Genomic DNA, 23,978 nt, shown 5'->3' on the forward strand with positions numbered 1-23,978 from the left:
CGGAGTGTCCGGGCTTCCGTGCGTTCTGCGCGTGCTACTGGTTCTGGCTTTCGCCGCGGTAGTACTCGAAGACCCAGCCCCAGAGGCCGATCAGGATGATCGGGGTGGAGAAGTACAGCAGCCACCAGCCGAAGACGACGCCCATGAAGGCGAGCGCGCCGCCCACGCCCAGGGCGAGGGGCTGCCAGCTGTGCGGGCTGAAGAACCCCAGCTCACCAGCGCCGTCGGCGACATCGGCCTCCTTGTCGTCCTGCGCGCCCACGTCGACCCGCCGGGCCGTGAAGGCCAGGTAGTAGCCGACCATGATGCACAGGCCGAAGGCCAGGAAGAGCGCCGTGGTTCCGGCCGGCTCCTTCGACCACACGCCATAGACGATCGCCATGGCGAGGACGAAGACGCTCAGCCAGATGAACATCTTGCCCTGGATCTTCACTTGTCGGCCTCCTTGGCCCCGGCGCCCGCGAGCTCACTGGCAGCCGGGCCGCCTTGCGCGAGCTGCTCGAGCGCAGCGATCTCAGGGTGGTGCAGGTCGAACGCCGGGGATTCGCTGCGGATCCGCGGCAGGGTGAGGAAGTTGTGCCGCGGCGGCGGGCAGGAGGTCGTCCACTCCAGCGAACGGCCGAAGCCCCACGGGTCGTCGACCTCGACCTTCTTGCCGTACTTGGCGGTCTTCCACACGTTGTAGAGGAACGGCAGGATCGACAGACCGAGGACGAACGAGGCGATCGTGGAGATCGTGTTCAGGGCCGTGAAGCCGTCGGCCGCGAGGTAGTCCGCGTAACGACGCGGCATACCCTCCGCGCCCAGCCAGTGCTGGACGAGGAACGTGCCGTGGAAGCCGGCGAACAGCGTCCAGAACGTGATCTTGCCGAGGCGCTCGTCGAGCATCTTGCCCGTCATCTTCGGCCACCAGAAGTGGAAGCCGGAGAACATGGCGAAGACCACGGTGCCGAAGACGACGTAGTGGAAGTGCGCCACCACGAAGTACGAGTCGGAGACGTGGAAGTCCAGCGGCGGCGAGGCCAGGATGACACCCGTCAGACCACCGAAGGTGAAGGTGATCAGGAAGCCGGTGGCCCACAGCATGGGTGTCTCGAAGGAGAGACTGCCCTTCCACATGGTGGCGATCCAGTTGAAGATCTTCACACCGGTGGGCACCGCGATCAGGAATGTCATGAAGGAGAAGAACGGCAGCAGCACCCCGCCGGTGACGTACATGTGGTGCGCCCACACCGTCACCGACAGACCCGCGATCGCGATCGTGGCCGCGATCAGGTTCATGTAACCGAAGATCGGCCGACGGGAGAAGACCGGGATGACCTCGGAGATGATGCCGAAGAACGGCAGGGCGATGATGTACACCTCTGGGTGCCCGAAGAACCAGAAGAGGTGTTGCCAGAGCAACGCGCCTCCGTTGGCCGCGTCGAAGACGTGGGCACCGAACTTTCGGTCCGCCTCAAGAGCGAACAGCGCCGCCGCGAGGACCGGGAAGGCCAGCAGGACCAGAACACCGGTCAGCAGCACATTCCAGGTGAACACCGGCATGCGGAACATGGTCATGCCGGGCGCGCGCATGCAGATGATCGTGGTGATGAAGTTGACCGAGCCGAGGATCGTGCCGAAGCCGGAGAAGGCCAGACCCATGATCCACATGTCGGCGCCGATACCCGGGCTGCGGACCGCGTCCGACAGCGGGCTGTAGGCGAACCAGCCGAAGTCGGCCGCGCCCTGCGGGGTGAGGAAGCCACCGACCGCGATGAGCGAGCCGAAGAGGTACAGCCAGTACGCGAACATGTTCAGCCGCGGGAACGCCACGTCGGGCGCGCCGATCTGCAGCGGCATGATCCAGTTGGCGAAACCGGCGAACAGCGGCGTCGCGAACATCAGCAGCATGATCGTGCCGTGCATCGTGAACGCCTGGTTGAACTGCTCGTTCGACATGAGCTGCGTACCCGGGCGGGCGAGTTCGGCGCGCATGAGGAGCGCCATGACGCCGCCGATGCAGAAGAACGCGAACGACGTGACCAGGTACAGCGTGCCGATGGTCTTGTGGTCGGTGGTCGTCAGCCACTTGACGACCACCTCGCCGCGCCGCTGGCGCCGGACCGGCAGCTCGTCCTCGTAGTGGGAGCCTGCCGCCTCGGCACCCTGGGGTTCGTTGAGGATGCTCACAGTACGTTCGTCTCCCGGTTCTTCTCGTGCTTCGTCTGCTCGATGCCGGCCGGGACGTAACCGGTCTGACCCTTCTCCACGAGCGACTTGAGGTGCTCCTCGTAGCGCTCCTGGGAGACGACCTTCACGTTGAAGAGCATCCGCGAGTGGTCCACGCCGCACAGTTCGGCGCACTTGCCCAGGAAGGTGCCCTCCTGGTTGGGGGTCACCTGGAAGGCGTTGGTGTGGCCCGGGATGACGTCCTGCTTCATCAGGAACGGCACCACCCAGAAGGAGTGGATGACGTCACGCGAGGTGAGGACGAAGCGAACCGTCTTGCCCTCCGGGAGCCAGAGCGTCGGGCCCGGGTTGCCGGTCTGCGGGTTCTTGTCGCCAGGAATGCCGCAGGTGTAGACGCCGCCGGCGTTCGCCGGGAAGTCCTTCTTGTACCGGTCCGGGATCGCGGCCAGGTTCTTGTCGGTGGCCGCGTCGCCGGTGGAGCCTTCGACGTTCTCGATGTAGTTGAAGCACCAGCTCCACTGGAAGCCCACCACGTTGACCGTGAGGTCGGGCTTCTTCGACGTGTCGAGGAGCTTCGACTCGTCGCGGGCGGTGAAGTAGAAGAGCACCGAGACGATGATCAGCGGGACGACCGTGTACAGCGCCTCGATGGGCATGTTGTACCGGGTCTGTGGGGGAACTTCGACCTTGGTGCGGCTGCGCCGGTGGAAGAAAGCACTCCACAGGATCAGGCCCCAGACCAGTACGCCCGTGGCGAGCGCGGCGGCCCATGAACCCTGCCAGAGGGAGAGGATCCGCGGAGCCTCTTCCGTGGTCGGGGTGGGCATACCAAGGCGGGGAAAGTCCTTGTATGTGCAACCGGTGGCGGTCGCCAGGACCATGCCCGCGGTCAGTGCCTGCAGCAGCTTCCGCCGCATCGGGCGCCGCGGCGAGCGGTCGGAGCCGTTGGGACTCACGTAGCGCCTTCCCGAGAGTCTCGCCCGCGCGGTATGGCTGCGGCCTTCTCGCTGGTCGGTCGCCGCCCTGCGACGGGCAGGGGTTTGGATGTTTATGCGGACCAAACCCTACTGGACGCGATTTGGGGTCGCGCGGGGAGGGGGGCCCAACACTCCGTGGGTCGTGCCGGGCGCCTAATAGCTCGGGAGTTCGGGTGATTTGGCGGGTGCGGGTGTGTTGTGGTTGTTCGCGCAGTTCCCCGCGCCCCTGCGTTGCGGGCCAGAGGCTTTAGCGTTGGCCTGTGGTCTACTTCGACGCTGCCTCAGCCGCTCCCCTTCATCACGTTGCCCGGCAGGCACTGCTGGCATCCCTGGACGAGGGGTGGGCGGATCCCGCGCGGTTGTATCGAGAAGGGCGGCGGGCCCGGCTGCTGCTGGACGCCGCCCGGGAGGCCGCCGCCGAGGCCGTGGGGTGCCGGGCGGACGAACTGGTCTTCACCTCGTCCGGTACGCGGGCCGTGCACTGCGGGATCGCGGGGGTGTTGGCGGGGCGGCGGCGGGTCGGGGGTCACCTGATCGTGTCAGCGGTCGAACACTCTTCGGTGCTGCACGCGGCGGAGATACATGAGGCCGATGGCGGCACGGTCACCCAGGTGGCGGTGGACCGTGCCGGGTCGGTGGCCGCGTCCTCGTACGCCGAGGCCCTGCGGGAGGACACCGCGCTCGCGTGTCTGCAGTCGGCCAACCACGAGGTGGGGACGGAGCAGCCGGTGGCCGAGGTCGCGGCGGTGTGCCGGGCGGCCGGGGTGCCGCTGCTGGTGGACGCGGCACAGTCGCTCGGGTGGGGGCGGGTGAACGGGGACTGGTCGGTGCTGACCGCCAGCGCCCATAAATGGGGTGGTCCGTCCGGGGTCGGACTCCTCGCCGTACGGAAGGGCGTGCGGTTCGCGGCGCAAGGGCCCGCCGACGAGCGGGAGTCGGGGCGGGCCGCCGGGTTCGAGAACATCCCGGCGATCGTGGCGGCCGCCGCCTCGCTGCGGGCCGTACGGGCGGAGGCGGACGCGGAGGCCGTACGGCTGCGGGAGTTGACGGAGCGGATCCGGGCGCGGGTGCCGTCGCTGGTGCCCGATGTGGAGGTGGTGGGCGACCCGGAGTGCAGGCTGCCCGGGGTGGTCACCTTCTCCTGTCTCTATGTCGACGGGGAGACACTGCTCCACGAACTGGACCGCGAGGGCTTCTCCGTCTCCTCCGGCTCCTCCTGCACGAGCAGCACGCTGACGCCCAGCCATGTGCTGCGGGCCATGGGGGTGCTGAGCGAGGGAAACGTACGGGTGTCACTGCCGACGGGGGCCGCGGCGGCGGACGTCGAGCGGTTCCTGTCGGTGCTGCCGGGGGCGGTCGCGGCGGTGCGGGAGAAGCTGGGGGCCCCGGCTCCCGCGACCGTCGTACATGAGGACGTCCTCGTCGTGGACGCCCTCGGCAAGCGCTGCCCGATCCCCGTCATCGAGCTGGCGAAGGTGATCGGCGACGTCCCGGTCGGCGGCACGGTCCGCGTCCTCTCCGACGACGAGGCGGCCCGCCTGGACATCCCGGCGTGGTGCGAGATGCGTGAGCAGGAGTACGTGGGCGAGGAGCCGGCGGAGCGGGGCTCTGCGTACGTGGTGCGAAGGCTGAGTTAGCGGGTATCCCGCGCCCCTTGCTCGCAAGGGGCGCGGGATACCGCGCGATCAGCCGCGACGGACTCTCAGCCGAGGTGCGCGCGAACCTCTTGTGCGGCCTCGTCCCCGTACGCCTTGGTGAACCGGTCCATGAAGTTCGCCCGGCGCAACTGGTACTCCTGCGTGCCCACCGTCTCGATGACCAGCGTGGCCAGCATGCAGCCGACCTGGGCCGCCCGCTCCAGGGAGACCCCCCAGGCCAGCCCCGAGAGGAACCCCGCGCGGAACGCGTCGCCGACGCCCGTGGGCTCGGCCTTGCGCTCCTCCTCCGGGCAGCCCACCTCGATCGGGTCGTGACCGGCGCGCTCGACGCGTACACCCTGCGCGCCGAGCGTGGTCACCCGGTGACCGACCTTGGCGAGGATCTCCGCGTCCGACCAGCCGGTCTTGGACTCGATGAGGCCCTTCTCGTACTCGTTGGAGAACAGGTACGTGGCGCCGTCCAGCAGTATCCGGATCTCTTCGCCGTTCATACGGGCGATCTGCTGGGAGAAGTCCGCGGCGAACGGAATGTTCCGGGAGCGACACTCCTCCGTGTGGCGGAGCATCGCCTCCGGGTCGTCCGCGCCGATGAGGACGAGGTCGAGGCCGCCGACGCGGTCGGCGACGGTCTTCAGCTCGATGAGGCGGGCCTCACTCATCGCGCCGGTGTAGAAGGAGCCGATCTGGTTGTGGTCGGCGTCCGTGGTGCACACGAAACGGGCCGTGTGCAGCGTCTCGGAGATGCGCACGGAGGCGGTGTCCACACCGTGCCGGTCGAGCCACGCGCGGTACTCGTCGAAGTCCGAGCCCGCCGCGCCGACCAGGATCGGGCGCGTGCCGAGCTGTCCCATGCCGAACGCGATGTTCGCGCCGACACCGCCCCGGCGTACGTCGAGCTGGTCGACGAGGAAGGAGAGGGAGACCGTGTGCAGCTGGTCCGCGACGAGTTGGTCGGCGAAGCGGCCCGGGAAGGTCATCAGATGGTCGGTGGCGATGGAGCCGGAGACTGCGATACGCACGGCGAGGACACGCTCCTGCGAAGGAAGAGGGGATTGACAGTTCACGCTACCGGGTCGTCCACGTGCTCTGAAGCAGGCAAAACTACCCGATAGTAGGCCTTTCTTCGCGGGGCCCGTGGTGCGTACGGTGCCGTTATGACGAACCCCAAGATCCACGGCACCGTTCCGTTCGACCCGGACGGCGGCCTTGCGGCGCTGCGCGGCGACTGCGCCCGGATGGCTCCGCACTGGGCGGCCCCCGCGAAGGTCATTACGGCTCCGGTGTCCCCTTCGCTCATTCACGGGGTGACCGTGCCGGCGACGTCCGCGCGGCTGGTGGACGCGATGCCGGAGTACGGCGACTGAGGGAACCGTCGGCTCCTCCGCCGCGTCCCATCGCTGTCCCCCGTATAGGGGATGCGGTGTACGACCTGCCGAAGGAGCAATGCGGTGAACTCCGAGCGACCCGACACCCCCGAGAACCCGGACGAGGGCCCCGCGCCCGACGCCACCGAGGAGATCAGGGCTGCCGGGGATGACGTCACCGAGGCCGACGCGGCCGACCGGGCCGACCGGGCCGACGCGGCCGACCGGGCCGACGCGGCCGACCGGGCCGACGCGGCCGACCGGGCCGACGCGGCCGACCGGGCCGACGCGGCCGACCGGGCCGACGCGGCCGACCGGGCCGACGCGGCCGACCGGGCCGATGAGCCTTCGGCTCCGGCCCCGGCTTCGTCCCCGACCTCGGCTGAGGTTCCGACCCCGGCTGAGGTTCCGGCCCCGGCTGAGGTTCCGACCCCGGCTGAGGCCCCGGCCCCGGCTGAGGTTCCGGCCCCGGCTGAGGTTCCGGCCCCGGAGAGTGGCGTGGACGACCGTGACGTAGCCGCCGCTGACAGCGACGGCGGTCCGGGTGACGGCGATGGCAGCGGCGGCGGTCATGTCGTGGACGTCGGCGGTGCCGAGCAGCCGCGTGGGCGGCGTTCCCGGGTGGCCGTGGCGTCGGTGGCCGCCGCGGTGCTGCTGGTCGGCGGTGGTGGGGCGTTCCTCGCCACCACCGCTTCCGGCGGGCCCGGGAGCGACGCCAAGGGCGCCGGCGCGCCCGGCGGTGACGGCACTCCCCCGCCGCTCGCGCTCGACGGCTACACCGACGGCGGTTCGAACGGCATCGCGCCCGGTGAGCCGAACCCCGACGGGGTGACCTATCGCGCGGGCGACGACCTGCCCGACGGCCCCGGCTCTGCTCCGGTGTACTCGGTCGAGGGCGAGGTGACGGCCGCCGAGGTGGCGCGACTGGCGAAGGCGCTCGGGGTGGAGGGCAGCCCGACGGCCGAGGGCGAGGCCTGGCAGGTGGGCGCGGCCGGGGACGGTTCGGGGCCGGTGCTCCACGTGAACAGGCAGGCGCCGGGAACGTGGACGTTCAACCGTTACACGCCGGGCACCGACAACTGCCAGAAGGTCGACGTCTGCACGTCCGGCACCGCCGAGGGCGGCGACCCGGTGAGCGCGGCGGCGGCCAGGAAGGCGGCGGCACCTGTCCTCAAGGCCGTCGGCCAGGACGACGCGAAGGTCGACGCCACCCAGCTCATGGGCGCCGTACGGGTGGTGAACGCCGACCCCGAGGTGGGTGGGCTTCCCACGTACGGCTGGTCGACCGGCCTCCAGATCGGCGCCGACGGCCAGGTGGTCGGCGGCAGCGGCAACATGAAGTCGCCGGTGAAGAGCGACACGTATCCCGTCGTGGACGCGGAGCGGGCGCTGGAGCTGATGAACGGCTCGGGGCAGGGCGTCGGCACCGAGGGCGGCGGCATCGGCGACTGCGCCGGTCCCGTACCGCTGGAGGGTGAGAACGGGACGGTCGCCGAGAGCGGGGCGGTCGTGGCGGACGAGACGCCGTGCGAGGGGGTGACCAGGCTGCCGAAGGCGGAGACCGTCGCTGTCGAGAAGGCGGTGTTCGGGCTCGCCTCGCACCATGTCGACGGCCGCCCGGCGCTGGTGCCGTCCTGGCTGTTCGAGGTGCGGCCGACGGGGGCCGGGGACACCTACACGGTGACGCATCCGGCGATCGACCCGAAGTACCTGGCCACCCCAGAGCCCCGCTCGGAGCCGACCGAGAAGCCCGGCAAGCCGGATGACACACCGTCCACCGGTCCGTCCTCGCGCGATGTGCGGCTCCAGGGCTTCACGCTGGACGAAGACGGGGACGAGCTGACCGTGACCTTCTGGGGAGGGGTGTGCAGCGACTACTCGGCCTCGGTGCGCGAGGAGTCGGACGAGGTGACGTTGACCGTGACCGACACCCCGCAGGAGGGCAGGGTCTGCATCCTGATCGCCAAGGAGATCGAGCTGACGGTACGGCTGGACGAGCCGCTCGACGGCCGGACGGTGGTCGGATCGGACGGCGAGGAGATCCCGCTGGGCGGGCCGCTCGGCAACCGGTAGGCCGTCGGATCGGACGGCGGGGCGATCTCGCGGGGCGGGATCGCGCAGCCGGAGCCGGGCTGGACACGGCACCACGGCCGAGCCCGCCGATGGCCATACGAGGGCGGCGTCCCCCTGGAGGGGACGCCGCCTTCGTCGTACCTGATCGTCGCCGTGCGCGTACGACTGCCGCGGGCGGGCGGGGACCCTAGCTGAAGGAGTCGCCGCAGGCGCAGGAGCCCGTCGCGTTCGGGTTGTCGATGGTGAAGCCCTGCTTCTCGATGGTGTCGACGAAGTCGATGGTGGCGCCGCCCAGGTACGGGGCGCTCATGCGGTCGGTGATGACCTTCACGCCGTCGAAGTCCTTCACGACGTCGCCGTCGAGCGAGCGCTCGTCGAAGAAGAGCTGGTAACGCAGGCCGGAGCAGCCGCCGGGCTGAACGGCGACGCGGAGCGCCAGATCGTCACGGCCTTCCTGGTCGAGCAGGGTCCTGACCTTTTCCGCGGCGGCGTCGGTCACGATGATGCCGTCGGTGACGGTGCCGGTCTCGTCCGATACGGACATCTACATCTCTCCCGGGTTGTACGGAGACTGCTTGCCGACGGGTGCAACCGCCGGAGCCCCGGATTCATTCCGGGCCGCGCGGATTTCCCCTCGCGTCTCTCTTCATGCTCGCACATGGTCCGCGGCATGGGCACCGGGTCGCCCGGGCTGTGGACAACCCCACGCGACGCGCGGCGGCCGAGCCCTCCGGGCCGTCCGCCGGGATTCATGTCACATCGACAATATGGGCATCGTCAAAGTGACGTGAAGCGGTTATGATAGATAGCGTCAATTCGACGAAAAGGATAGCCCGGATGTCCCGCCGACCCTCACCCGGACGGCGAGCCGCAGAACAGAAAGGGTGCGTGCCGTGACCACCGCCCAGACCCAGGAGCTCGACGTACAGCCGACGCCCCTCGCCCTGCTGCTGCTCGGCCGCGAGGCCGACCCGCGGAGCGAGCGGGGTGTCGAGTGTCCGGGTGACCTCCCCTCCCCGTCCGACCCCGACCTGGTGGAGCGCGCCCGCGCGGCCAAGGAGAAGCTCGGGGACAAGGTCTTCGTGCTGGGCCACCACTACCAGCGCGACGAGGTCATCCAGTTCGCGGACGTCACGGGCGACTCCTTCAAGCTGGCCCGGGACGCGGCGGCGCGCCCCGAGGCCGAGTACATCGTGTTCTGCGGTGTGCACTTCATGGCCGAGTCGGCGGACATCCTCACCGGCGACGACCAGAAGGTCGTCCTGCCGGACCTGGCCGCCGGGTGCTCCATGGCCGACATGGCCACCGCCGAGCAGGTCGCCGAGTGCTGGGACGTGCTGACCGAGGCGGGCATAGCCGAGCAGGTCGTGCCCGTGTCGTACATGAACTCCTCCGCCGACATCAAGGCCTTCACCGGCAGGCACGGCGGCACGATCTGCACCTCGTCGAACGCGAAGCGGGCGCTGGACTGGGCCTTCGAGCAGGGTGAGAAGGTCCTGTTCCTGCCGGACCAGCACCTGGGGCGCAACACCGCCGTGCGGGACATGGGGATGTCGCTCGACGACTGTGTCCTCTACAACCCGCACAAGCCGAACGGCGGTCTCACGGTCGAGCAGCTGCGGGCCGCGAAGATGATCCTGTGGCGCGGACACTGCTCGGTGCACGGCCGCTTCAGCGTGCAGTCCGTGAACGACGTACGGGAGCGGATTCCGGGCGTGAACGTCCTCGTCCACCCCGAGTGCAAGCACGAGGTCGTGGCGGCGGCGGACTACGTCGGGTCGACCGAGTACATCATCAAGGCCCTTGAGGCGGCCCCCGCCGGTTCCAAGTGGGCCATCGGGACCGAGCTGAACCTCGTCCGCCGGCTGGCGAACCGTTTCGCGCCCGAGGGCAAGGAGGTCGTGTTCCTCGACCGCGCGGTCTGCTTCTGCTCCACCATGAACCGCATCGACCTGCCCCACCTCGTCTGGACCCTGGAGTCCCTCGCCGAGGGCACCCTCGTCAACCGCATCGAGGTCGACAAGGAGACGGAGACGTTCGCGAAGCTGGCGCTGGAGCGGATGCTGGCGCTGCCGTAGCCCCTGGCCCGCGCAGCGGCGCGGCGCGCGCTCACCCCGACACGGGCTCCCGGTCGGGGTGGGCGGGGTCGAGGGAGAAGAGGGTGCCGTCGGAGACGGCCACGAACAGCGCTCCCTCGTGGGGCAGCGCCCAGGGAGCGCCGCCCTGGACGGACCAGGTCGGCGTGGCACGGGGCAGCGTCTCCCACAGCAGGGTGCCCTTGAGCCTGTCGAGCGCAGCGACCCTGCCGGTGTCGCTGGCCAGGTAGACGGTGCCCGTCACGGCGTCGTACCCGGGCTCGCCCGGCCGTTCCAGACTGGTCCTGGTCCGCCACAGCAGCTCGCCCGTGTGCGGTGACACGGCGGTCACCCGGCCGTCGGACCGGGTGAACAGCAGCATGCCGCCCGTCAGGGCCGCCCGGCCCCGCCCGTTCTCGCCCGGCTTGGTCCGCACTCGGGTCCCGGTCTCCAGGTCCATGAGCAGGATCGTGTCGTACGTCGGGTCGCTGCCGGGGGTCGCGTCGGTGTCCTCGGTGCCGTCCGCGACCAGGACCAGGTCTGACTGCTTCACGCCGAGGAGAACGCTGTTCAGCGGTACCTTCACGGTCCTGGCGGAGCCGTCGGCGCGGTCCACGACCAGGACCCGGGATTCCGAATTCGTCGCCTTGGCGTCCCGGGTCACCGGTCGGCAGTGCGCGTACGTGCCCGCTCCGGCCGTGGTGAACGTGCAGTGGTGGCCGGCGGGCATCGGCAGGGACCAGCGCTCGGCGCCCGTGCGCGGTGAACGGGCCGTGACCGTCACGCCGTCGGGTTCGGGGGTGAGGACGAGGCCGCCGGTCAGGGCCGGGGCGATCTCGGTGATGTCCACCCGACGGGTCCACAGCCGCTCCCCGGTGTCCGCGTCGAGGGCGACGAGATCGACCGGGTCCACCACGGGTTCGCCGCTGAAGACGGTCTGCTGCACGAGGACGGTGCCGTCCCGGACACCGACGACCGAGGCGTAGTACCGATCCCGCTCGTGGGTGGCCGGTACGAGGTCGGCCCGCCAGACGGTCTTTCCGGTCCTGCCGTCGACGCGGATGGGGAGGACTCCCTCGCCTCCGCAGTAGACGGCGTTCCCGTGCACCTGGCAGGAGGGGGCGCCGCCGTTGCGGCCGTCGTTCGAGGGCAGCGGCCCGCGGGTACCGGCCGACGCCTTCGCGAACACCGTCGTCTGCCACGGCTTCCAGCCGCTGGGCGGCGCCGTCCAGCGGGAGGTCGCGGTCGGCGCGGGTGCCGCCGTGTCGGTCGTCCTCACGCCGCCCGGTCCCAGCAGGTAGGCCGTCAGCCCGAGGACCAGCACACCGGCGGTGCCGGTCGCGGCGAGCAGGGGCCGGACACGGCGTCGGCGGGCGGGCCGGGTGGCCGGTTCGGGGTCCGCCCCGGGCCCCGTGCGGGGCTCCGTCGCAACGTCCTCCGTGTCCGCGCGCAGCGTCACCACCGGCAGGTCGTCCGGATCGGGCTCCGGCAGGGCGGTCGCGAACTCCTGTGCCAGTTCGACGAGTCCGGGACGGTCGGCGGCCTCCTTGGCCAGACAGCGTTCCAGGACGCCCCGCAGCGGCCCGTCCACCCCGTCCAGCACCGGTTCGTCGTGGATCACCCGGTAGGCCGTCAGATAGGGGCTGTCCGCGTCGAAGGGGCCCCGCCCGGTGACGGCGTACACCAGGAGGGTCCCGAGCGAGAAGACGTCCGAGGCCGGGCCTGCCGTGCGGGCGTCGGTGAGCTGTTCCGGGGACATGAACGGCGGGGTGCCGATCATCTGTCCGGTCTCGGTCAGGTTGAGGTTCTCCGTCGCGCGGGAGATGCCGAAGTCGATGACGCGGGGGCCGTCCTGCGCCATCAGGACGTTGGCCGGCTTCAGGTCCCGGTGCACCACACCGGCCCGGTGGATCTCCCGCAGCGCCTCGACGAGTCCCAGGGCCAGGGGGCGCAGCTCGGTGTCGGGGAGCGGGCCCCGGTCGCGGATCCGCTGGGCGAGCGAGCGCCCGGGCACGTACTGGGTCGCCATCCAGGGGCGTTCCGCCTCCGGGTCGGCGTCCACTACGGCCGCGGTGAAGGCGCCGCTGACCTTGCGGACGGCCTCGATCTCCTGCCGGAAGCGGGTGCGGAAGACGGGGTCCTGCGCGTACTGGGCGTGCACCACCTTCACGGCGACCTCTCGGCCGGAGCGTGCCCGAGCCCGGTAGACGACGCCCATGCCACCGTTTCCGAGGCGGTCGACCACTTTGTACCCGCCGACAGATCTCGGGTCGTCGCTGTGCAGGGCCACGCCCGGGTCCCTCCCCCGTGAAGCAGTTCGAGGCACAGGATACGTAACGCGGGCACACGAACGGCCGGGTCCCGAACGCTCACGGTTCGGGACCCGGCCGCTCCGGGCCTCGGGGGCGTCAGACCCCGGCGGGCTCCGGCTTCTCCGACTCGGACCCCGACGTCGACTCCGTCGGTTCGGACGAGGTGCCGGAGCGCTTCAGTGCCTTCTTCTTCGCCCGTCGCTCCTTGCGGATCTCGACCATCGTGTAGAGGGTCGGGACCAGGAGGAGGGTCAGGAGCGTCGAGGTGATCAGGCCGCCGATGACGACCACGGCCAGGGGCTGGGCGATGAAGCCGCCCTCGCCCGTGATGCCGAGGGCCATGGGCAGCAACGCGAAGATCGTCGCCAGCGCCGTCATCAGGATGGGCCGCAGACGGTGGCGTCCGCCCTCGATGACCGCCTCCACCGTGCCGTAGCCCTGGCGGCGGTACTGGTTGATCAGGTCGATCAGCACGATCGCGTTCGTCACCACGATGCCGATCAGCATCAGCATCCCGATCATCGCGGGGACACCCATGGGCGTACCGGTGATGATCAGCAGGCCGATCGCGCCGGTGGCCGCGAACGGGATCGAGACCAGCAGGATCAGCGGCTGGATCAGGGACCGGAAGGTCGCGACCAGCAGCATGAAGACGATCGCGATCGCCGCGAGCATCGCGAGGCCGAGGGAGGCGAAGGCCTCGTCCTGGTCCTCGGAGACGCCGCCGATGGCGGCCGTGGCGCCCTCGGGGAGGTCGATGGCGTCCAGCTTGGCGGTGAGGTCGGCGCTGACCGCGCCGGTGTTGTCGCCCTTGGGCTTCGCCGTGATCGTCGCGGCCCGCTGGCCGTCGATCCGGGTCATGGAGACCGGGCCGTCCACCAGCTCGACGTCCGCGATGTCACGCAGCTTGACCGGGCCCAGCCGCAGGTCCCGCAGCTCCTGAAGCGTCTCGGCGGGCTTCGCCGACCTGATGACGACGTCCCGCTCGGTGTCGTCGAGGATGGCCCGGCCGCTGGTCGTACCGCGTACGGCCTGGGAGACGGCCGCGCCGAGGGTCTGGTCGTCGAAGCCGGCCGCGGCCGCCCTGTCGGTGGCCCTGACCGAGATACGGGGCACGCTCGTGGCGAGGTCGCTGGTGACGTCCGTGACGTTGTCCATGGTCGAGACCGCGTCACGGACCTGATCGGCGGCCTTGCGCAGGACGTCGGCGTCGGCGGCCTTCACGACCACACTCAGGTCCTGGCTGCCGAAGGCGTCGCCGACCGCGACGGTCGTCGTACCGATCCCGGAGAGCCCCGCGAGGCCCTTCTCGATCGTGTCCTGGACGTCCGCGGCGGTGGCCGAGTCGTCCAGCATGACGCTGTACGAGGCCTGGTTGGAGTCGGTGCCACCGCCGAACGCGGCCATGAAGCCGGAGGAGCCGATGGTGACCTGGTGGTCCTTGACGCCCTTGGTGCCGGCGAGCAGCTTCTCGACCTTCCTGGTCTGCTCGTCGGTCGCCGCGAGGCTGGTGCCGGGCTTCAGCTCCTGCTTGAGGCTGAGGACCTCCTGGTCGCCCGGGTCGAAGAAGTTCGTCTTCAGCAGCGGGGTCATGCCGAACGTGCCGATCAGCACGACGGCCGCGATGGCCACACTGGTCAGGCGGCGGCGGGTGGCGAAGCGCAGGACGGGGACGTAGAAGCGCTGGAGGCGGCTCTTCGCCTCCTTCTCCTCCGCCTTCCGGCGTGCTTCCTCGGCGTCCTCGGGCGTGCCCTTCGGGGCGCGCAGGAACCAGTACGAGAGCACCGGGACCACGGTCAGCGAGACCACGAGGGAGGCCAGGAGGGCCGCCGTCACGGTGAGCGAGAAGCTGCCGAACAGCTCGCCCACCATGCCGCCGGTCAGGCCGATCGGGAGGAAGACCGCGACCGTCGTCAGGGTGGAGGACGTGACCGCGCCGGCGACCTCACGGACCGCCTTGAGGATCGCCTCCTCGCGCTCCTCGCCGTAGCCGAGGTGACGCTTGATGTTCTCCAGGACGACGATCGAGTCGTCGACGACCCGTCCGATGGCGATGGTCAGCGCGCCGAGCGTCAGCATGTTGAGGGAGAGGTCGCGGGTCCACAGGACGATCAGCGCCAGGACCACCGACAGCGGGATGGAGACCGCGGTGACGAGGGTCGAACGGATCGACGCCAGGAAGACCAGGATGACCAGGACCGCGAAGACCAGGCCGAGGGCGCCCTCGGTGGTCAGGCCGTCGATCGACTTGGAGACCGCCGGGCCCTGGTCGCTGACCACGGTGACGGTGGCGCCGGAGCCCAGGTCCCGGCGCATGGCCGGCAGTTCGTCCTCGACGGCCTCGGAGATGGCGACCGCGCTGCCGCCCCGGTCCATGGTGACCATGACCGCGAGGCTGGGCTCGCCGTTCGTGCGGGTGATGGAGTCGGCCCTGGCCTGCTCCTCCTTCACGGCGGCGACGTCGGCGAGGCGCACGGGCTTCTTCGCGCCCTCGCCGCGCACCATCAGGTTCTCGATCTGCTCCAGCGAGGTGTAGCCGCCGCCGACCTGGACGGTGCGGTTGGCGCCGTCCTCGTCGAAGGAGCCCGCGGGGACGGTGACGCCGCCCGCCTGGAGGGCCTGGGAGAGGGCCATCGTGCTCAGGCCCGCCTTCGCCAGCTTCGCGTCGTCGGGGGTGACGGTGACCTGGACGTCCCGTACGCCGTCGACGGTGACCTGGCCGACGCCGTCGATGCCTTCGAGGGTCGGCACGACGGTCCGGTCGAGCTGGTCCGCGAGGGCCTGCTGGTCCTGGTCGGAGGAGACGGCGAGGACGACGGTCGGCATGTCGTCCGTCGAGCCCGCGATCACCTGCGGGTCCACGTCGTCAGGCAGCTGCGCCCGGACCCGGTTGACGGCCTGCTGGACGTCGGCGACGAGCTGGTCGGTACCGGGTCCGTAGTCGAAGGACGCCATGATCAGGGCGTTGCCCTCGCTGGCGGTGGAGGTGACGCCCGTGATGCCGTCGACGCTTTCGAGGCTGTCCTCGATGGGCTCGACGACCTGCTTCTCGACCACGTCCGGGGACGCGCCCTGGTAGGGGGCGAGCACGGACACCATGGGCAGTTCGATGGTGGGCAGCAGCTGCTGCTTGAGCTGGGGTATCGCGATCGCCCCGAAGACGAGCGCGATGATCGACATCAGACCGACGAGGGCCCGTTGTGCGAGGCTGAACCGAGACAGCCAGGACATGGGTCAGGGTCTCTCTTCTGTGGCGTGAGCGGAGGACGAACGCCCATGTGTCACATGCGGCACGGGTGCCTCATGTGTCGCCTGTGTGAAGCATATGTGAGCGCTCACCTCATACCCTGGGCCATGGGGACCCCCTCTTCCCTCGCCCCCCAGGGCCATTTCCTTACAGCGCGCATACTCCGAGTGGAGTAGTCCCGGGCGGCTCTCAGTCCACCCGTGGGCGTACCAGCCCCGATTCGTAAGCGAAGACCACCAGTTGAGCCCGGTCCCGGGCGCCGAGCTTGGCCATGGCCCGGTTGACGTGTGTCTTCACGGTCAGCGGGCTGACCTCCAGGCGCTCGGCGATCTCGTCGTTGGAAAGCCCGCCCGCGACCAGCCCGAGCACCTCGCGCTCGCGGCTGGTCAGTGTGGCGAGCCGCTCGGAGCGGGCGGCGGCGCCGTCGCCGTCGGTCGAGTCGTCCGGCTGGGCGAGGAAGCGGGCGATCAGGCCCTTGGTCGCGGTGGGCGACAGCAGCGCCTCGCCGCCGGCGGCCACGCGGATCGCGTTCAGGAGTTCCTCCGGCTCGGAGCCCTTGCCGAGGAACCCGGAGGCGCCGGCGCGCAGCGACCGCACGACGTAGTCGTCGACCTCGAAGGTGGTGAGGATGACGACGCGGACGTGGGCGAGCGTCGGATCGGCGCTGATCAGGCGAGTGGCGGCGAGCCCGTCCGTGCCCGGCATCCGGATGTCCATCAGTACGACATCGGCCCGCTCCTCCTTCGCGAGCCGCACCGCCTCCGCCCCGTCCGACGCCTCCCCCACGACCTCCATGTCCGGCTCCGAGTCGACGAGCACCCGGAAGGCGCTGCGCAGCAGGGCCTGGTCGTCGGCGAGCAGGACACGGATCGTCATGCGGGGTCCCCCGGGGTGCTGGTCATGGTCGTACGGCTTGCGGAACGGCCTTACGGCTCACGGTCGTACAGCTCGCGGAACGGCCTTACCGCTCACGGTCGTACGGCTTCCGCGGCGGTCGTTCGGGTCTTGAGCGGCAGGATCGCATGGACGCGGAAGCCGCCGCCGTAGCGGGGGCCGGTGGTGAGGGTGCCGCCGATCGCGGCGACGCGTTCGCGCATGCCGAGGAGTCCGTGCCCGCCGCCGTCGGCCTCCTCGCCGTCCGTCCTCGCCCGCCCGGTGCCGTTGTCGAGGACGGTGATCTCCATGTTCGGGCCGACGCGTACGACGCTGACCTCGGCCTTCGCCTCCTGCCCCGCGTGTTTCTGCACATTGGTGAGGGCTTCCTGGATGACGCGGTAAGCGGCGAGGTCGACGGCGGCCGGGAGGCTCACTCCCTGGTCGGCGCGGGCCACCTCGACCGCCAGGCCCGCGTTGTGGAAGGTGCCGACGAGCTCGTCGAGCCGTACCAGACCGGGGGCGGGTTCGGTCGGGGCCTCGGGGTCGCCGGACTGGCGGAGCAGACCGACGGTGGCGCGGAGTTCGTTGAGTGCGGAGCGGCTGGCCTCGCGGACGTGGGCGAGGGCCTCCTTGGCCTGGTCGGGCCGCTTGTCCATGACGTGCGCGGCGACTCCGGCCTGCACATTGACCAGGGCGATGTGGTGGGCGACGACGTCGTGCAGGTCGCGGGCGATCCGCAGGCGCTCCTCGGCGACCCGGCGACGCGCCTCCTCCTCGCGGGTGCGCTCGGCCCGCTCGGCGCGCTCCCGGATGGCGTGCACGAAGTCGCGACGGCTGCGTACGGCGTCCCCGGCCGCGGCGGCCATGCCGGTCCAGGCGAAGATGCCGACGTTCTCCTGGTCGTACCAGGGCAGCGGGCCCGCGAGCATGGCCGTACCGGTGAGCACGGTCATCGTGAGCAGGCCGACACGCCAGGTGGTGGGGCGGTCGGTGGTGGAGGCGACGGCGTACAGGGCGACGACGGCGGACATCGCGACGGGGGCCCGGGGGTCACCGGTCACCAGTTCGGCGAGGGTGAGGGCGGAGGTCGCGGCCAGCACGGCCAGGGGCGCGCGGCGGCGGGCGATCAGGACGGCGGCGGCCGGCACCATCAGCACGATGCTGAGGCCGTCGGGGGTACGGGCACCCCACTTGTCGCCGTGCTGGGCGTGAGGGTCGACGAAGGCGCCCGCGACCATCGCGACGAGGACGCCGAGGGCGAGGGCCGCGTCCAGCGCGGTGGGGTGTGCCGTCAGCCAGGCCCTGGCGCGCGATGCGAGAGACGGCGGACTGTTCGGGTGCGGGTGGGTGGGGGCCGGTCGCGCCCCGCGCCGGAGCCGCTGATCGACACGGCCCCGCGCCCCTGGACAGCCCTTCGGCCCGGTCCCCCGCGTCGGTGCGATCACCCTGGGATGAGGCCGTCGTCGCTCAGCATCTCCCTGACCTCCTCCAGCGTCGCGTCCGGCGCCGGGAGGATCAGTTCCGACGGCTCCAGGGAGTCGTCGGGCAGGGTCGTGCCCAGTTCTCGGACCTTGTCCAGGAGGGCGTGGAGGGTACGGCGGAAGCCTGGGCCGTCGCCGACCTCCATTTCCGCCAGGAGCACGTCGTCCAGCTTGTTCAACTCGGTGAAGTGGACGTCGTCCAGCCTCACCTGCCCCTCCCCCATGATCCGTACGATCATGTCGCCCTCCTCAGGCGTGGGACCCGATGTGCGTACGCGATGTGTCTGCCCGATGGCACGTGTCCACCGTTCCACTGCCGCCCTACGGCTTGTCGAAGCGCGGAGTGTCCTGCCGCTGGGACTGCTGCTGGGCCGACTGGCCCGTGCCGCCCTCGATGGCCTGCTGCTGCGCGGACGGACCGCCCGCCAGCTCCGCCTTCATGCGCTGGAGCTCCAGCTCGACGTCCGTACCACCGGAGAGGCGGTCCAGCTCGGTCTGGATGTCGTCCTTGTGCAGGCCGGAGGAGTCGTCGAGAGCGCCGGAGGCGAGCAGCTCGTCGATCGCGCCGGCGCGGGCCTGGAGCTGCGCCGTCTTGTCCTCGGCGCGCTGTATGGCGAGGCCGACGTCACCCATCTCCTCGGAGATGCCGGAGAACGCCTCGCCGATCCGGGTCTGGGCCTGGGCGGCGGTGTACGTGGCCTTGATCGTCTCCTTCTTCGTACGGAAGGCGTCGACCTTGGCCTGCAGCCGCTGCGCGGCGAGGGTGAGCTTCTCCTCCTCGCCCTGGAGGGTGGAGTGCTGCGTCTCCAGGTCCGTCACCTGCTGCTGGAGCGCGGCGCGGCGCGAGAGCGCCTCGCGGGCCAGGTCCTCGCGGCCCAGCGCGAGGGCCTTGCGGCCCTGGTCCTCCAGCTTCGAGGACTGGGACTGGAGCTGGTTGAGCTGGAGCTCCAGGCGCTTGCGGGACGTGGCCACGTCGGCCACGCCTCGGCGCACCTTCTGGAGCAGCTCCAGCTGTTTCTGGTACGAGTAATCGAGGGTCTCGCGCGGGTCCTCGGCCCGGTCAAGGGCCTTGTTCGCCTTCGCGCGGAAGATCATCCCCATACGCTTCATGACACCGCTCATGGGCTTCGCGCGCCCCCTTCTGACGGAACTCCAGCTCACAGGTCTGCGACAGAACCCACAGTACGGGCCCTGCTTCTATTACCGCACTGTTCGGGGACGGATGCGCTCATCCCCAAGGACGACTGTGTACGGCACCGCTCCGGCGTAGGGAGTAGATGTCTCCCGGGGTTGCGTACGGGCCGCTCCCCGGAACATCTCGGACCCCCTACGGACGAACCGTCACCGCGCTCCCCCTTTTTCCGGGTTCCCGGGTTGCCCCGGCCACTTTCGCCCCACCTCTGTCTTCAGTACGGACGCCGGGTGTTGCCGGATCGTTCCCCACTCGGCTGGGGTCCATGCCCCGGCACCCCGTACCCTTGGGTTTTGTGTTCCGTAGCCGCGCCAAGAGCGAGAAGGAATCGGCCGCCGACAAGGCGACTGTGACCGACTCCCAGCAGACCCGTCACCCGCAGGCCCCCAAGGGGCGGCCCACTCCCAAGCGGAGTGTGGCCCAAGGCCAGCGTCGAAGCGTCGCCAATACGCCGACGACGCGCAAGGAGGCCGCCAAGCGCTCCCGCGACGAGCGCCGCTCCGCCATGGAGAAGCAGCGTCAGGCGCTGGCCACCGGCGACGAGCGCTATCTGCCCGCCCGGGACAAGGGTCCGGTGCGCAGGTTCGCCCGTGATTTCGTGGACTCGCGCTTCCACATCGCCGAGTTCTTCCTGCCGCTGGCCGTGGTCATCCTGGTGCTGAGCATGGTGCAGGTGGCGTCGCTGCAGAACGTCGCGCTGCTGCTGTGGCTGTTCGTGATCGTTCTGATCGTGGTCGACTCGATCAGCCTCGGGTTCCGTCTGAAGAAGCAGCTTGCCGCGCGCTTCCCCGACGCGAACAAGAAGGGCGCCGTGGCCTACGCCCTGATGCGCACGCTCCAGATGCGTCGCCTCCGGCTGCCGAAGCCGCAGGTCAAGCGCGGAGAGCGGCCCTGAGCACGACCGCTTTCTCCGGAGGTGCCGCGGATGCCTGGCTGAACCGGCTGGGCACACTGCGTGAGGTCGTACGACAGGAGCTGGTCTCCCGCCAGGTCGACGAGCAGATAGTCGGCCGCTTCCCGGTCGGGCAGCGGCTGCGGGTGCTCGACGTGGGCATGGGGCAGGGCACGCAGGCGCTGCGGCTGGCCCGGGCCGGACACGCGGTGACCGGGATCGAGCGGGAGGCGAAGCTGATCGCCGTGGCCCGGGAGGCGCTCGCCGCCGAGCCCGAGGGCATCCGGGGCCGGGTGCGGATCGTCGAGGGCGACGGCCGGGACACGGGTGTGCACTTCCTGCCGGGCAGTTTCGACGTGGTGCTCTGTCATGGGGTCCTGATGTACGTCGAGGAGCCGGACGCGCTGCTGGCGGGGCTGGCGCGGATGCTGGCGCCCGGGGGGCTGCTGTCGCTGCTCGTACGGAACGGCGACGCGCTCGCGATGCGGGCGGGGCTGGCCGGGGACTGGGCGGGGGCGCTGGCCGCCTTCGACACCACCGCGTACCGCAATCGGCTCGGGCTGGATGTGCGGGCGGATCGGCTGGCGACGCTGACGGACGCGCTCGGGGGGATCGGGGCGCCGCTGCACGCGTGGTACGGCGTTCGGGTGTTCACGGATCTGGCGGCGGACGACGCGGGGGTTCCTGGTGACGGGGATCTGGAGGCGTTGCTCGCCGCGGAGGAGCGGGCGGGGCGGACGGATCCCTATCGGCGGGTCGCGGCGTTGCTGCACCTGTGCGGTGTGCGCGGCTGAGTTCTCCTCGCCCCCGCCGCCCCTACCCGTCCCATCCCCAGGGGCTACGCCCCTTCGACCCCCAGGTGCGGGTTCGGTGGGGGCTTCTCGCGCAGTTCCCCGCGCCCCTTGAGGGCCTACGGCCACTCAGGGGCGAAAAGCACGGGGCGCAGCCCCTGCTTTTCAGGGGCGCGGGGAACTGCGCGAGAAGCCCCCTCCACCCGCACCCGCCCGCACCCGCAACCGCCCGCGAACCCCGTCACCCGAGCTCTTCCGCGGGATCGGGGCGGAGCCCCGCGTGGGAGCCCCGCCCACCGCGGAGCGGCTACGCGTCCTGGGCGTTCAGGCTCATCGGGCCGTAGATCTCCGTCGTGTCCTCGAAGAGGCGGACCTGTTCGGCGCCGCCTGCCAGGAGCTCCTTCCAGTGTTCCCCGATCCACGACTCGGCGTCCCCCTGGGTCGTGAACTCCTCGGGCTGGACCGCGGGCTGGACCTCCGCCCCGTCGGCCTTCTCGAACCGCCACGTCCATGCCGCCATGTGAGCCTCCGTAAGTACCGGCCCGGCACCGCACACGCAGCACCGAGCAAGATCCGGTTCCTCCCTGAGCCTAGTCGGACGCACAAGACCTGCGGGTGTTCATCGGGACACGCGAAGATCGGGGGCGTGGAACTGACTTTGCTGGGCACCGGCGCCCCCGCGGGGCTTCCCCGCCCCGACTGTCCGTGCGCGGCGTGTGCGACCGCGCTCGGTGATGCCGCGCGCGGGGCGACCGCGCTGCTCGTGGACGGCACACTGCTGCTCGACCTCACTCCGGGCGCCGCCCTCGCGGCCGCGCGCGCCGGGCATTCGCTGAACGGTGTGCGGCAGGTGCTGCTGTCACATCCGCACGACGGACCCCCCGTGGAGGTGCCGGCGGGGCTGCCGCAGCCGGGGCGGGTGCCCGACGGGCGGGAGCTGGCGCTGCTGACCGGGCACCGGGTGCGGGCACTGGCCCTGGATGCGCCGGGGACGGGGTACGCGGTGACCGGGCCGGGCGGGCAGCGGTTGCTGTACCTGCCGCCGGGCGGCGCGCCCGCCGGTCTGGAGGAGAACTCGGTGGAGCCGTACGACATGGTGCTCGCCGATGTGCTGGGGCGGCCGGACGCGCTGGCGCGGCTGCGGAGGGCGGGAGCCGTCGGGCCGACGACCGATGTCGTCGCCGTGCACATCGACCACGACGTGCCCCCGGACGGCGAGTTGCCGCGCCGGCTCGCGGCGGCGGGCGCGCGTGCCGTGCCGGACGGAACGACGCTGGCGGTGGGCGCCTACGAGGACGTGCCCGATGTGCCGCGCCGCACGCTGGTGCTCGGCGGGGCGCGGTCCGGGAAGTCGGTGGAGGCCGAGCGGCGGCTGGAGGCGTTCCCGGACGTGCTGTACGTGGCGACCGGCGGGATGCGCGGCGGCGACGGGGAGTGGGCCGCACGGGTCACCACCCACCGTGAGCGGCGGCCCGGCTCCTGGCACACGGTCGAGACCTGCGACCTCGTCCCGTTGCTCAAGGAAGACGACGGGCCGCCGCTGCTCGTCGACTGTCTCTCGCTGTGGCTGACGGACGCGATGGACTCGGTGGGGGCGTGGGACGACGCGGAGTGGGCCGACGGCGGGGAGCGCGCGCTCCGGGCGCGTGTCACCGAGCTGACCGACGCCGTACGGCACACGCGCCGCACGGTGGTCGCCGTCTCGAACGAAGTCGGCTCCGGAATCGTCCCCGCCACCGCCTCCGGCCGCCGCTACCGCGATGAACTCGGACGGCTCAACGCGGCCTTCGCGGCGGAATGCGAGCACGTGTTGCTGGTGGTGGCGGGTCAGGCCTTGTCCCTACGGGGTTGAGGCATCGGCTGCGTGGGGGCCGAAGGAGGCGGCCGGTCGTGTGGTGCGGCGGGCGAGGATGCGGTGGGCGCGGGGCGGGACAGGGGTGCAGGGGCGGGCGGTGAGGACCTCGTAGCCCAGGGACCGCAGTTCGGTGAGCAGGTTGCGCAGGGGCATGAGGTGGAGGGGGCGTGGGCGGTCGTGCGGCTTCCAGTAGCGGCGGCTTCCCCTGGGCCGCGTGCCGAACGGGCGGGCCGGGTCCGGGACTTCGAGGAGGAGGTGGCCGCCGGGGCGCAGGACGGCGTGGGCGGCGCGGAGTTCCTCACGGGGGTCGGCGGTGTGTTCGAGGTGGTGGAACATGCTGACCACGTCGTAGCGGGCGCGCAGCCGCGCGGTGATCTCCGGGTCGGTGAGCAGTCCCTGGTACGCCTCCTCCACGCGCCCGGCCTCCCAGGCCTGTTCGACGCGCCGGGTCGGGTCGAGGCCGTCGAAGGAGGTGTACGGGTGGATCGCGCGCGCGGCCTCCGGGAAGTGGCCGTACCCGGTGCCGACGTCCAGCCAGCTCTCCGGTTCGGGGTACGGCAGCAGCGCGCGGGCGGCGCCCCGGTGGTGCCTGCGGCGCCGTCGCCCGGCGAGGTTCGCGCGGACGTCGTCCTCGACGGGGTGCCGGTGGTACCGGAGCAGCAACCCGTCCGCCGTCGGCCGGGGGTTCTGGAAGGCGTGGGCGCAGTCCCGGCACTCGTCCACCACGAACGTGCCCGGCGTGCGCCGCCTCCCCTCCGGCGCACGCACCCGCGTGCGCAACTGCCGTGAACCGCACCAGGGGCAGTCGTCCCGGCGCGGTTCGTGGAAGGGGTCGGCTCCCGAGGCGGGTCGGCCGGGCTCCGGCCGCGGGGTGGGGGGCATGGCGGCTCCTGGGAACGACGGGATCGCGTACGCGACAGGGACGACGGCGCACGGACATTCGCACCGAAAAGGTACGTACGTGAGCGTGCTCCTGGGTGCAATGACGTGGCGGTGGCGCGGTGGGACGTTCG

The 23,978-nt window shown here is 71.0% G+C and carries 20 protein-coding genes; 7 read left to right on the forward strand and 13 right to left on the reverse strand.

The features are described from left to right. Window positions 1-34 precede the first annotated feature (34 nt). Genes OG858_RS12500 through ctaC form a run of 3 tightly spaced genes read right to left on the reverse strand, consistent with a single transcriptional unit; the run spans window position 35 to window position 3,128 of the window. Window positions 35-433 carry a cytochrome c oxidase subunit 4 gene (locus OG858_RS12500; protein ID WP_086746633.1) on the reverse strand — a complete coding sequence of 133 codons (399 nt, stop codon included), beginning with the start codon at window positions 431-433 and terminating at the stop codon, window positions 35-37. Next, a complete protein-coding gene (gene ctaD / locus OG858_RS12505; protein WP_086746634.1) occupies window positions 430-2,172 on the reverse strand; it encodes an aa3-type cytochrome oxidase subunit I in 1,743 nt (580 codons plus the stop codon). The genes OG858_RS12500 and ctaD overlap by 4 nt, the downstream gene beginning before the upstream one ends. After that, entirely contained in the window at window positions 2,169-3,128 is a 960-nt protein-coding gene (gene ctaC, locus OG858_RS12510) for an aa3-type cytochrome oxidase subunit II (RefSeq protein WP_086746635.1), read from the reverse strand. Before ctaC ends, ctaD begins: the two co-directional genes overlap by 4 nt. Before the next feature lie 281 nt (window positions 3,129-3,409). Here ctaC and OG858_RS12515 point away from each other — a divergent pair, with 281 nt between their 5' ends. After that, window positions 3,410-4,786: a cysteine desulfurase/sulfurtransferase TusA family protein gene (locus OG858_RS12515; protein WP_328544912.1), complete on the forward strand. Its 1,377-nt coding sequence runs from the start codon at window positions 3,410-3,412 to the stop codon at window positions 4,784-4,786. A gap of 65 nt (window positions 4,787-4,851) precedes the next feature. Here the strand turns inward: OG858_RS12515 and OG858_RS12520 are convergent, their stop codons facing one another. Then, window positions 4,852-5,826 (reverse strand): carbohydrate kinase family protein, encoded by a 975-nt coding sequence (locus OG858_RS12520; protein ID WP_086754411.1) that lies wholly within the window; start codon window positions 5,824-5,826, stop codon window positions 4,852-4,854. 135 nt (window positions 5,827-5,961) lie between these two features. Between OG858_RS12520 and OG858_RS12525 the strand changes: the two genes are divergently transcribed. Together OG858_RS12525 and OG858_RS12530 are read left to right on the forward strand one after the other, a co-directional pair. Continuing rightward, entirely contained in the window at window positions 5,962-6,171 is a 210-nt protein-coding gene (locus tag OG858_RS12525) for a hypothetical protein (RefSeq protein ID WP_037693507.1), read from the forward strand. 84 nt (window positions 6,172-6,255) lie between these two features. Further along, window positions 6,256-8,244: a hypothetical protein gene (locus OG858_RS12530; RefSeq protein WP_328544911.1), complete on the forward strand. Its 1,989-nt coding sequence runs from the start codon at window positions 6,256-6,258 to the stop codon at window positions 8,242-8,244. Window positions 8,245-8,431: 187 nt separating this feature from the next. Here OG858_RS12530 and OG858_RS12535 read toward each other — a convergent pair whose 3' ends face one another. Beyond that, window positions 8,432-8,788 carry a HesB/IscA family protein gene (locus OG858_RS12535; RefSeq protein ID WP_037693510.1) on the reverse strand — a complete coding sequence of 119 codons (357 nt, stop codon included), beginning with the start codon at window positions 8,786-8,788 and terminating at the stop codon, window positions 8,432-8,434. A gap of 349 nt (window positions 8,789-9,137) precedes the next feature. Here OG858_RS12535 and nadA point away from each other — a divergent pair, with 349 nt between their 5' ends. Beyond that, window positions 9,138-10,322: a quinolinate synthase NadA gene (gene nadA, locus OG858_RS12540; RefSeq protein ID WP_086750507.1), complete on the forward strand. Its 1,185-nt coding sequence runs from the start codon at window positions 9,138-9,140 to the stop codon at window positions 10,320-10,322. A 31-nt stretch (window positions 10,323-10,353) separates the two neighbouring features. Here the strand turns inward: nadA and OG858_RS12545 are convergent, their stop codons facing one another. The 6 genes from OG858_RS12545 to OG858_RS12570 all read right to left on the reverse strand — a co-directional run bounded on the left by OG858_RS12545 (window position 10,354) and on the right by OG858_RS12570 (window position 19,345). Then, window positions 10,354-12,609, reverse strand: a complete 2,256-nt coding sequence (locus OG858_RS12545; protein ID WP_086750508.1) for a protein kinase domain-containing protein — start codon at window positions 12,607-12,609, stop codon at window positions 10,354-10,356. Between the two features lie 118 nt (window positions 12,610-12,727). Next, the gene (locus OG858_RS12550; protein WP_327723891.1) at window positions 12,728-15,862 is read right to left on the reverse strand and encodes an efflux RND transporter permease subunit; all 3,135 of its coding nucleotides are present in this window, start codon (window positions 15,860-15,862) and stop codon (window positions 12,728-12,730) included. A gap of 205 nt (window positions 15,863-16,067) precedes the next feature. Then, window positions 16,068-16,754, reverse strand: a complete 687-nt coding sequence (locus tag OG858_RS12555) for a response regulator (RefSeq protein WP_086750510.1) — start codon at window positions 16,752-16,754, stop codon at window positions 16,068-16,070. A gap of 92 nt (window positions 16,755-16,846) precedes the next feature. Further along, window positions 16,847-18,049: a sensor histidine kinase gene (locus tag OG858_RS12560; protein WP_086750513.1), complete on the reverse strand. Its 1,203-nt coding sequence runs from the start codon at window positions 18,047-18,049 to the stop codon at window positions 16,847-16,849. A gap of 146 nt (window positions 18,050-18,195) precedes the next feature. Further along, window positions 18,196-18,474: a PspA-associated protein PspAA gene (pspAA, locus tag OG858_RS12565; RefSeq protein ID WP_086750511.1), complete on the reverse strand. Its 279-nt coding sequence runs from the start codon at window positions 18,472-18,474 to the stop codon at window positions 18,196-18,198. Window positions 18,475-18,556: 82 nt separating this feature from the next. Beyond that, window positions 18,557-19,345, reverse strand: coding sequence for a PspA/IM30 family protein (locus tag OG858_RS12570; protein WP_086750514.1), 789 nt, complete (start codon window positions 19,343-19,345; stop codon window positions 18,557-18,559). A 347-nt stretch (window positions 19,346-19,692) separates the two neighbouring features. On the opposite strand from OG858_RS12570, the gene OG858_RS12575 reads away from it, so the two are divergent. Further along, window positions 19,693-20,322, forward strand: a complete 630-nt coding sequence (locus tag OG858_RS12575; RefSeq protein WP_179201233.1) for a DUF3043 domain-containing protein — start codon at window positions 19,693-19,695, stop codon at window positions 20,320-20,322. A gap of 80 nt (window positions 20,323-20,402) precedes the next feature. Further along, complete coding sequence (locus OG858_RS12580; RefSeq protein WP_319261144.1) at window positions 20,403-21,113, forward strand: class I SAM-dependent methyltransferase; 711 nt, start codon at window positions 20,403-20,405, stop codon at window positions 21,111-21,113. A gap of 304 nt (window positions 21,114-21,417) precedes the next feature. Here OG858_RS12580 and OG858_RS12585 read toward each other — a convergent pair whose 3' ends face one another. Continuing rightward, window positions 21,418-21,630: a hypothetical protein gene (locus OG858_RS12585; protein WP_037693522.1), complete on the reverse strand. Its 213-nt coding sequence runs from the start codon at window positions 21,628-21,630 to the stop codon at window positions 21,418-21,420. Window positions 21,631-21,756: 126 nt separating this feature from the next. Here OG858_RS12585 and OG858_RS12590 point away from each other — a divergent pair, with 126 nt between their 5' ends. Then, window positions 21,757-22,962 carry a bifunctional adenosylcobinamide kinase/adenosylcobinamide-phosphate guanylyltransferase gene (locus OG858_RS12590; RefSeq protein ID WP_327723892.1) on the forward strand — a complete coding sequence of 402 codons (1,206 nt, stop codon included), beginning with the start codon at window positions 21,757-21,759 and terminating at the stop codon, window positions 22,960-22,962. Here OG858_RS12590 and OG858_RS12595 read toward each other — a convergent pair. Continuing rightward, window positions 22,951-23,847: a class I SAM-dependent methyltransferase gene (locus OG858_RS12595; protein WP_319269966.1), complete on the reverse strand. Its 897-nt coding sequence runs from the start codon at window positions 23,845-23,847 to the stop codon at window positions 22,951-22,953. The two genes, OG858_RS12590 and OG858_RS12595, sit on opposite strands and share 12 nt — an antisense overlap. Window positions 23,848-23,978: the final 131 nt, after the last annotated feature.

The organism is Streptomyces europaeiscabiei, from assembly GCF_036346855.1.
GTDB classification, from domain to species: domain Bacteria; phylum Actinomycetota; class Actinomycetes; order Streptomycetales; family Streptomycetaceae; genus Streptomyces; species Streptomyces europaeiscabiei.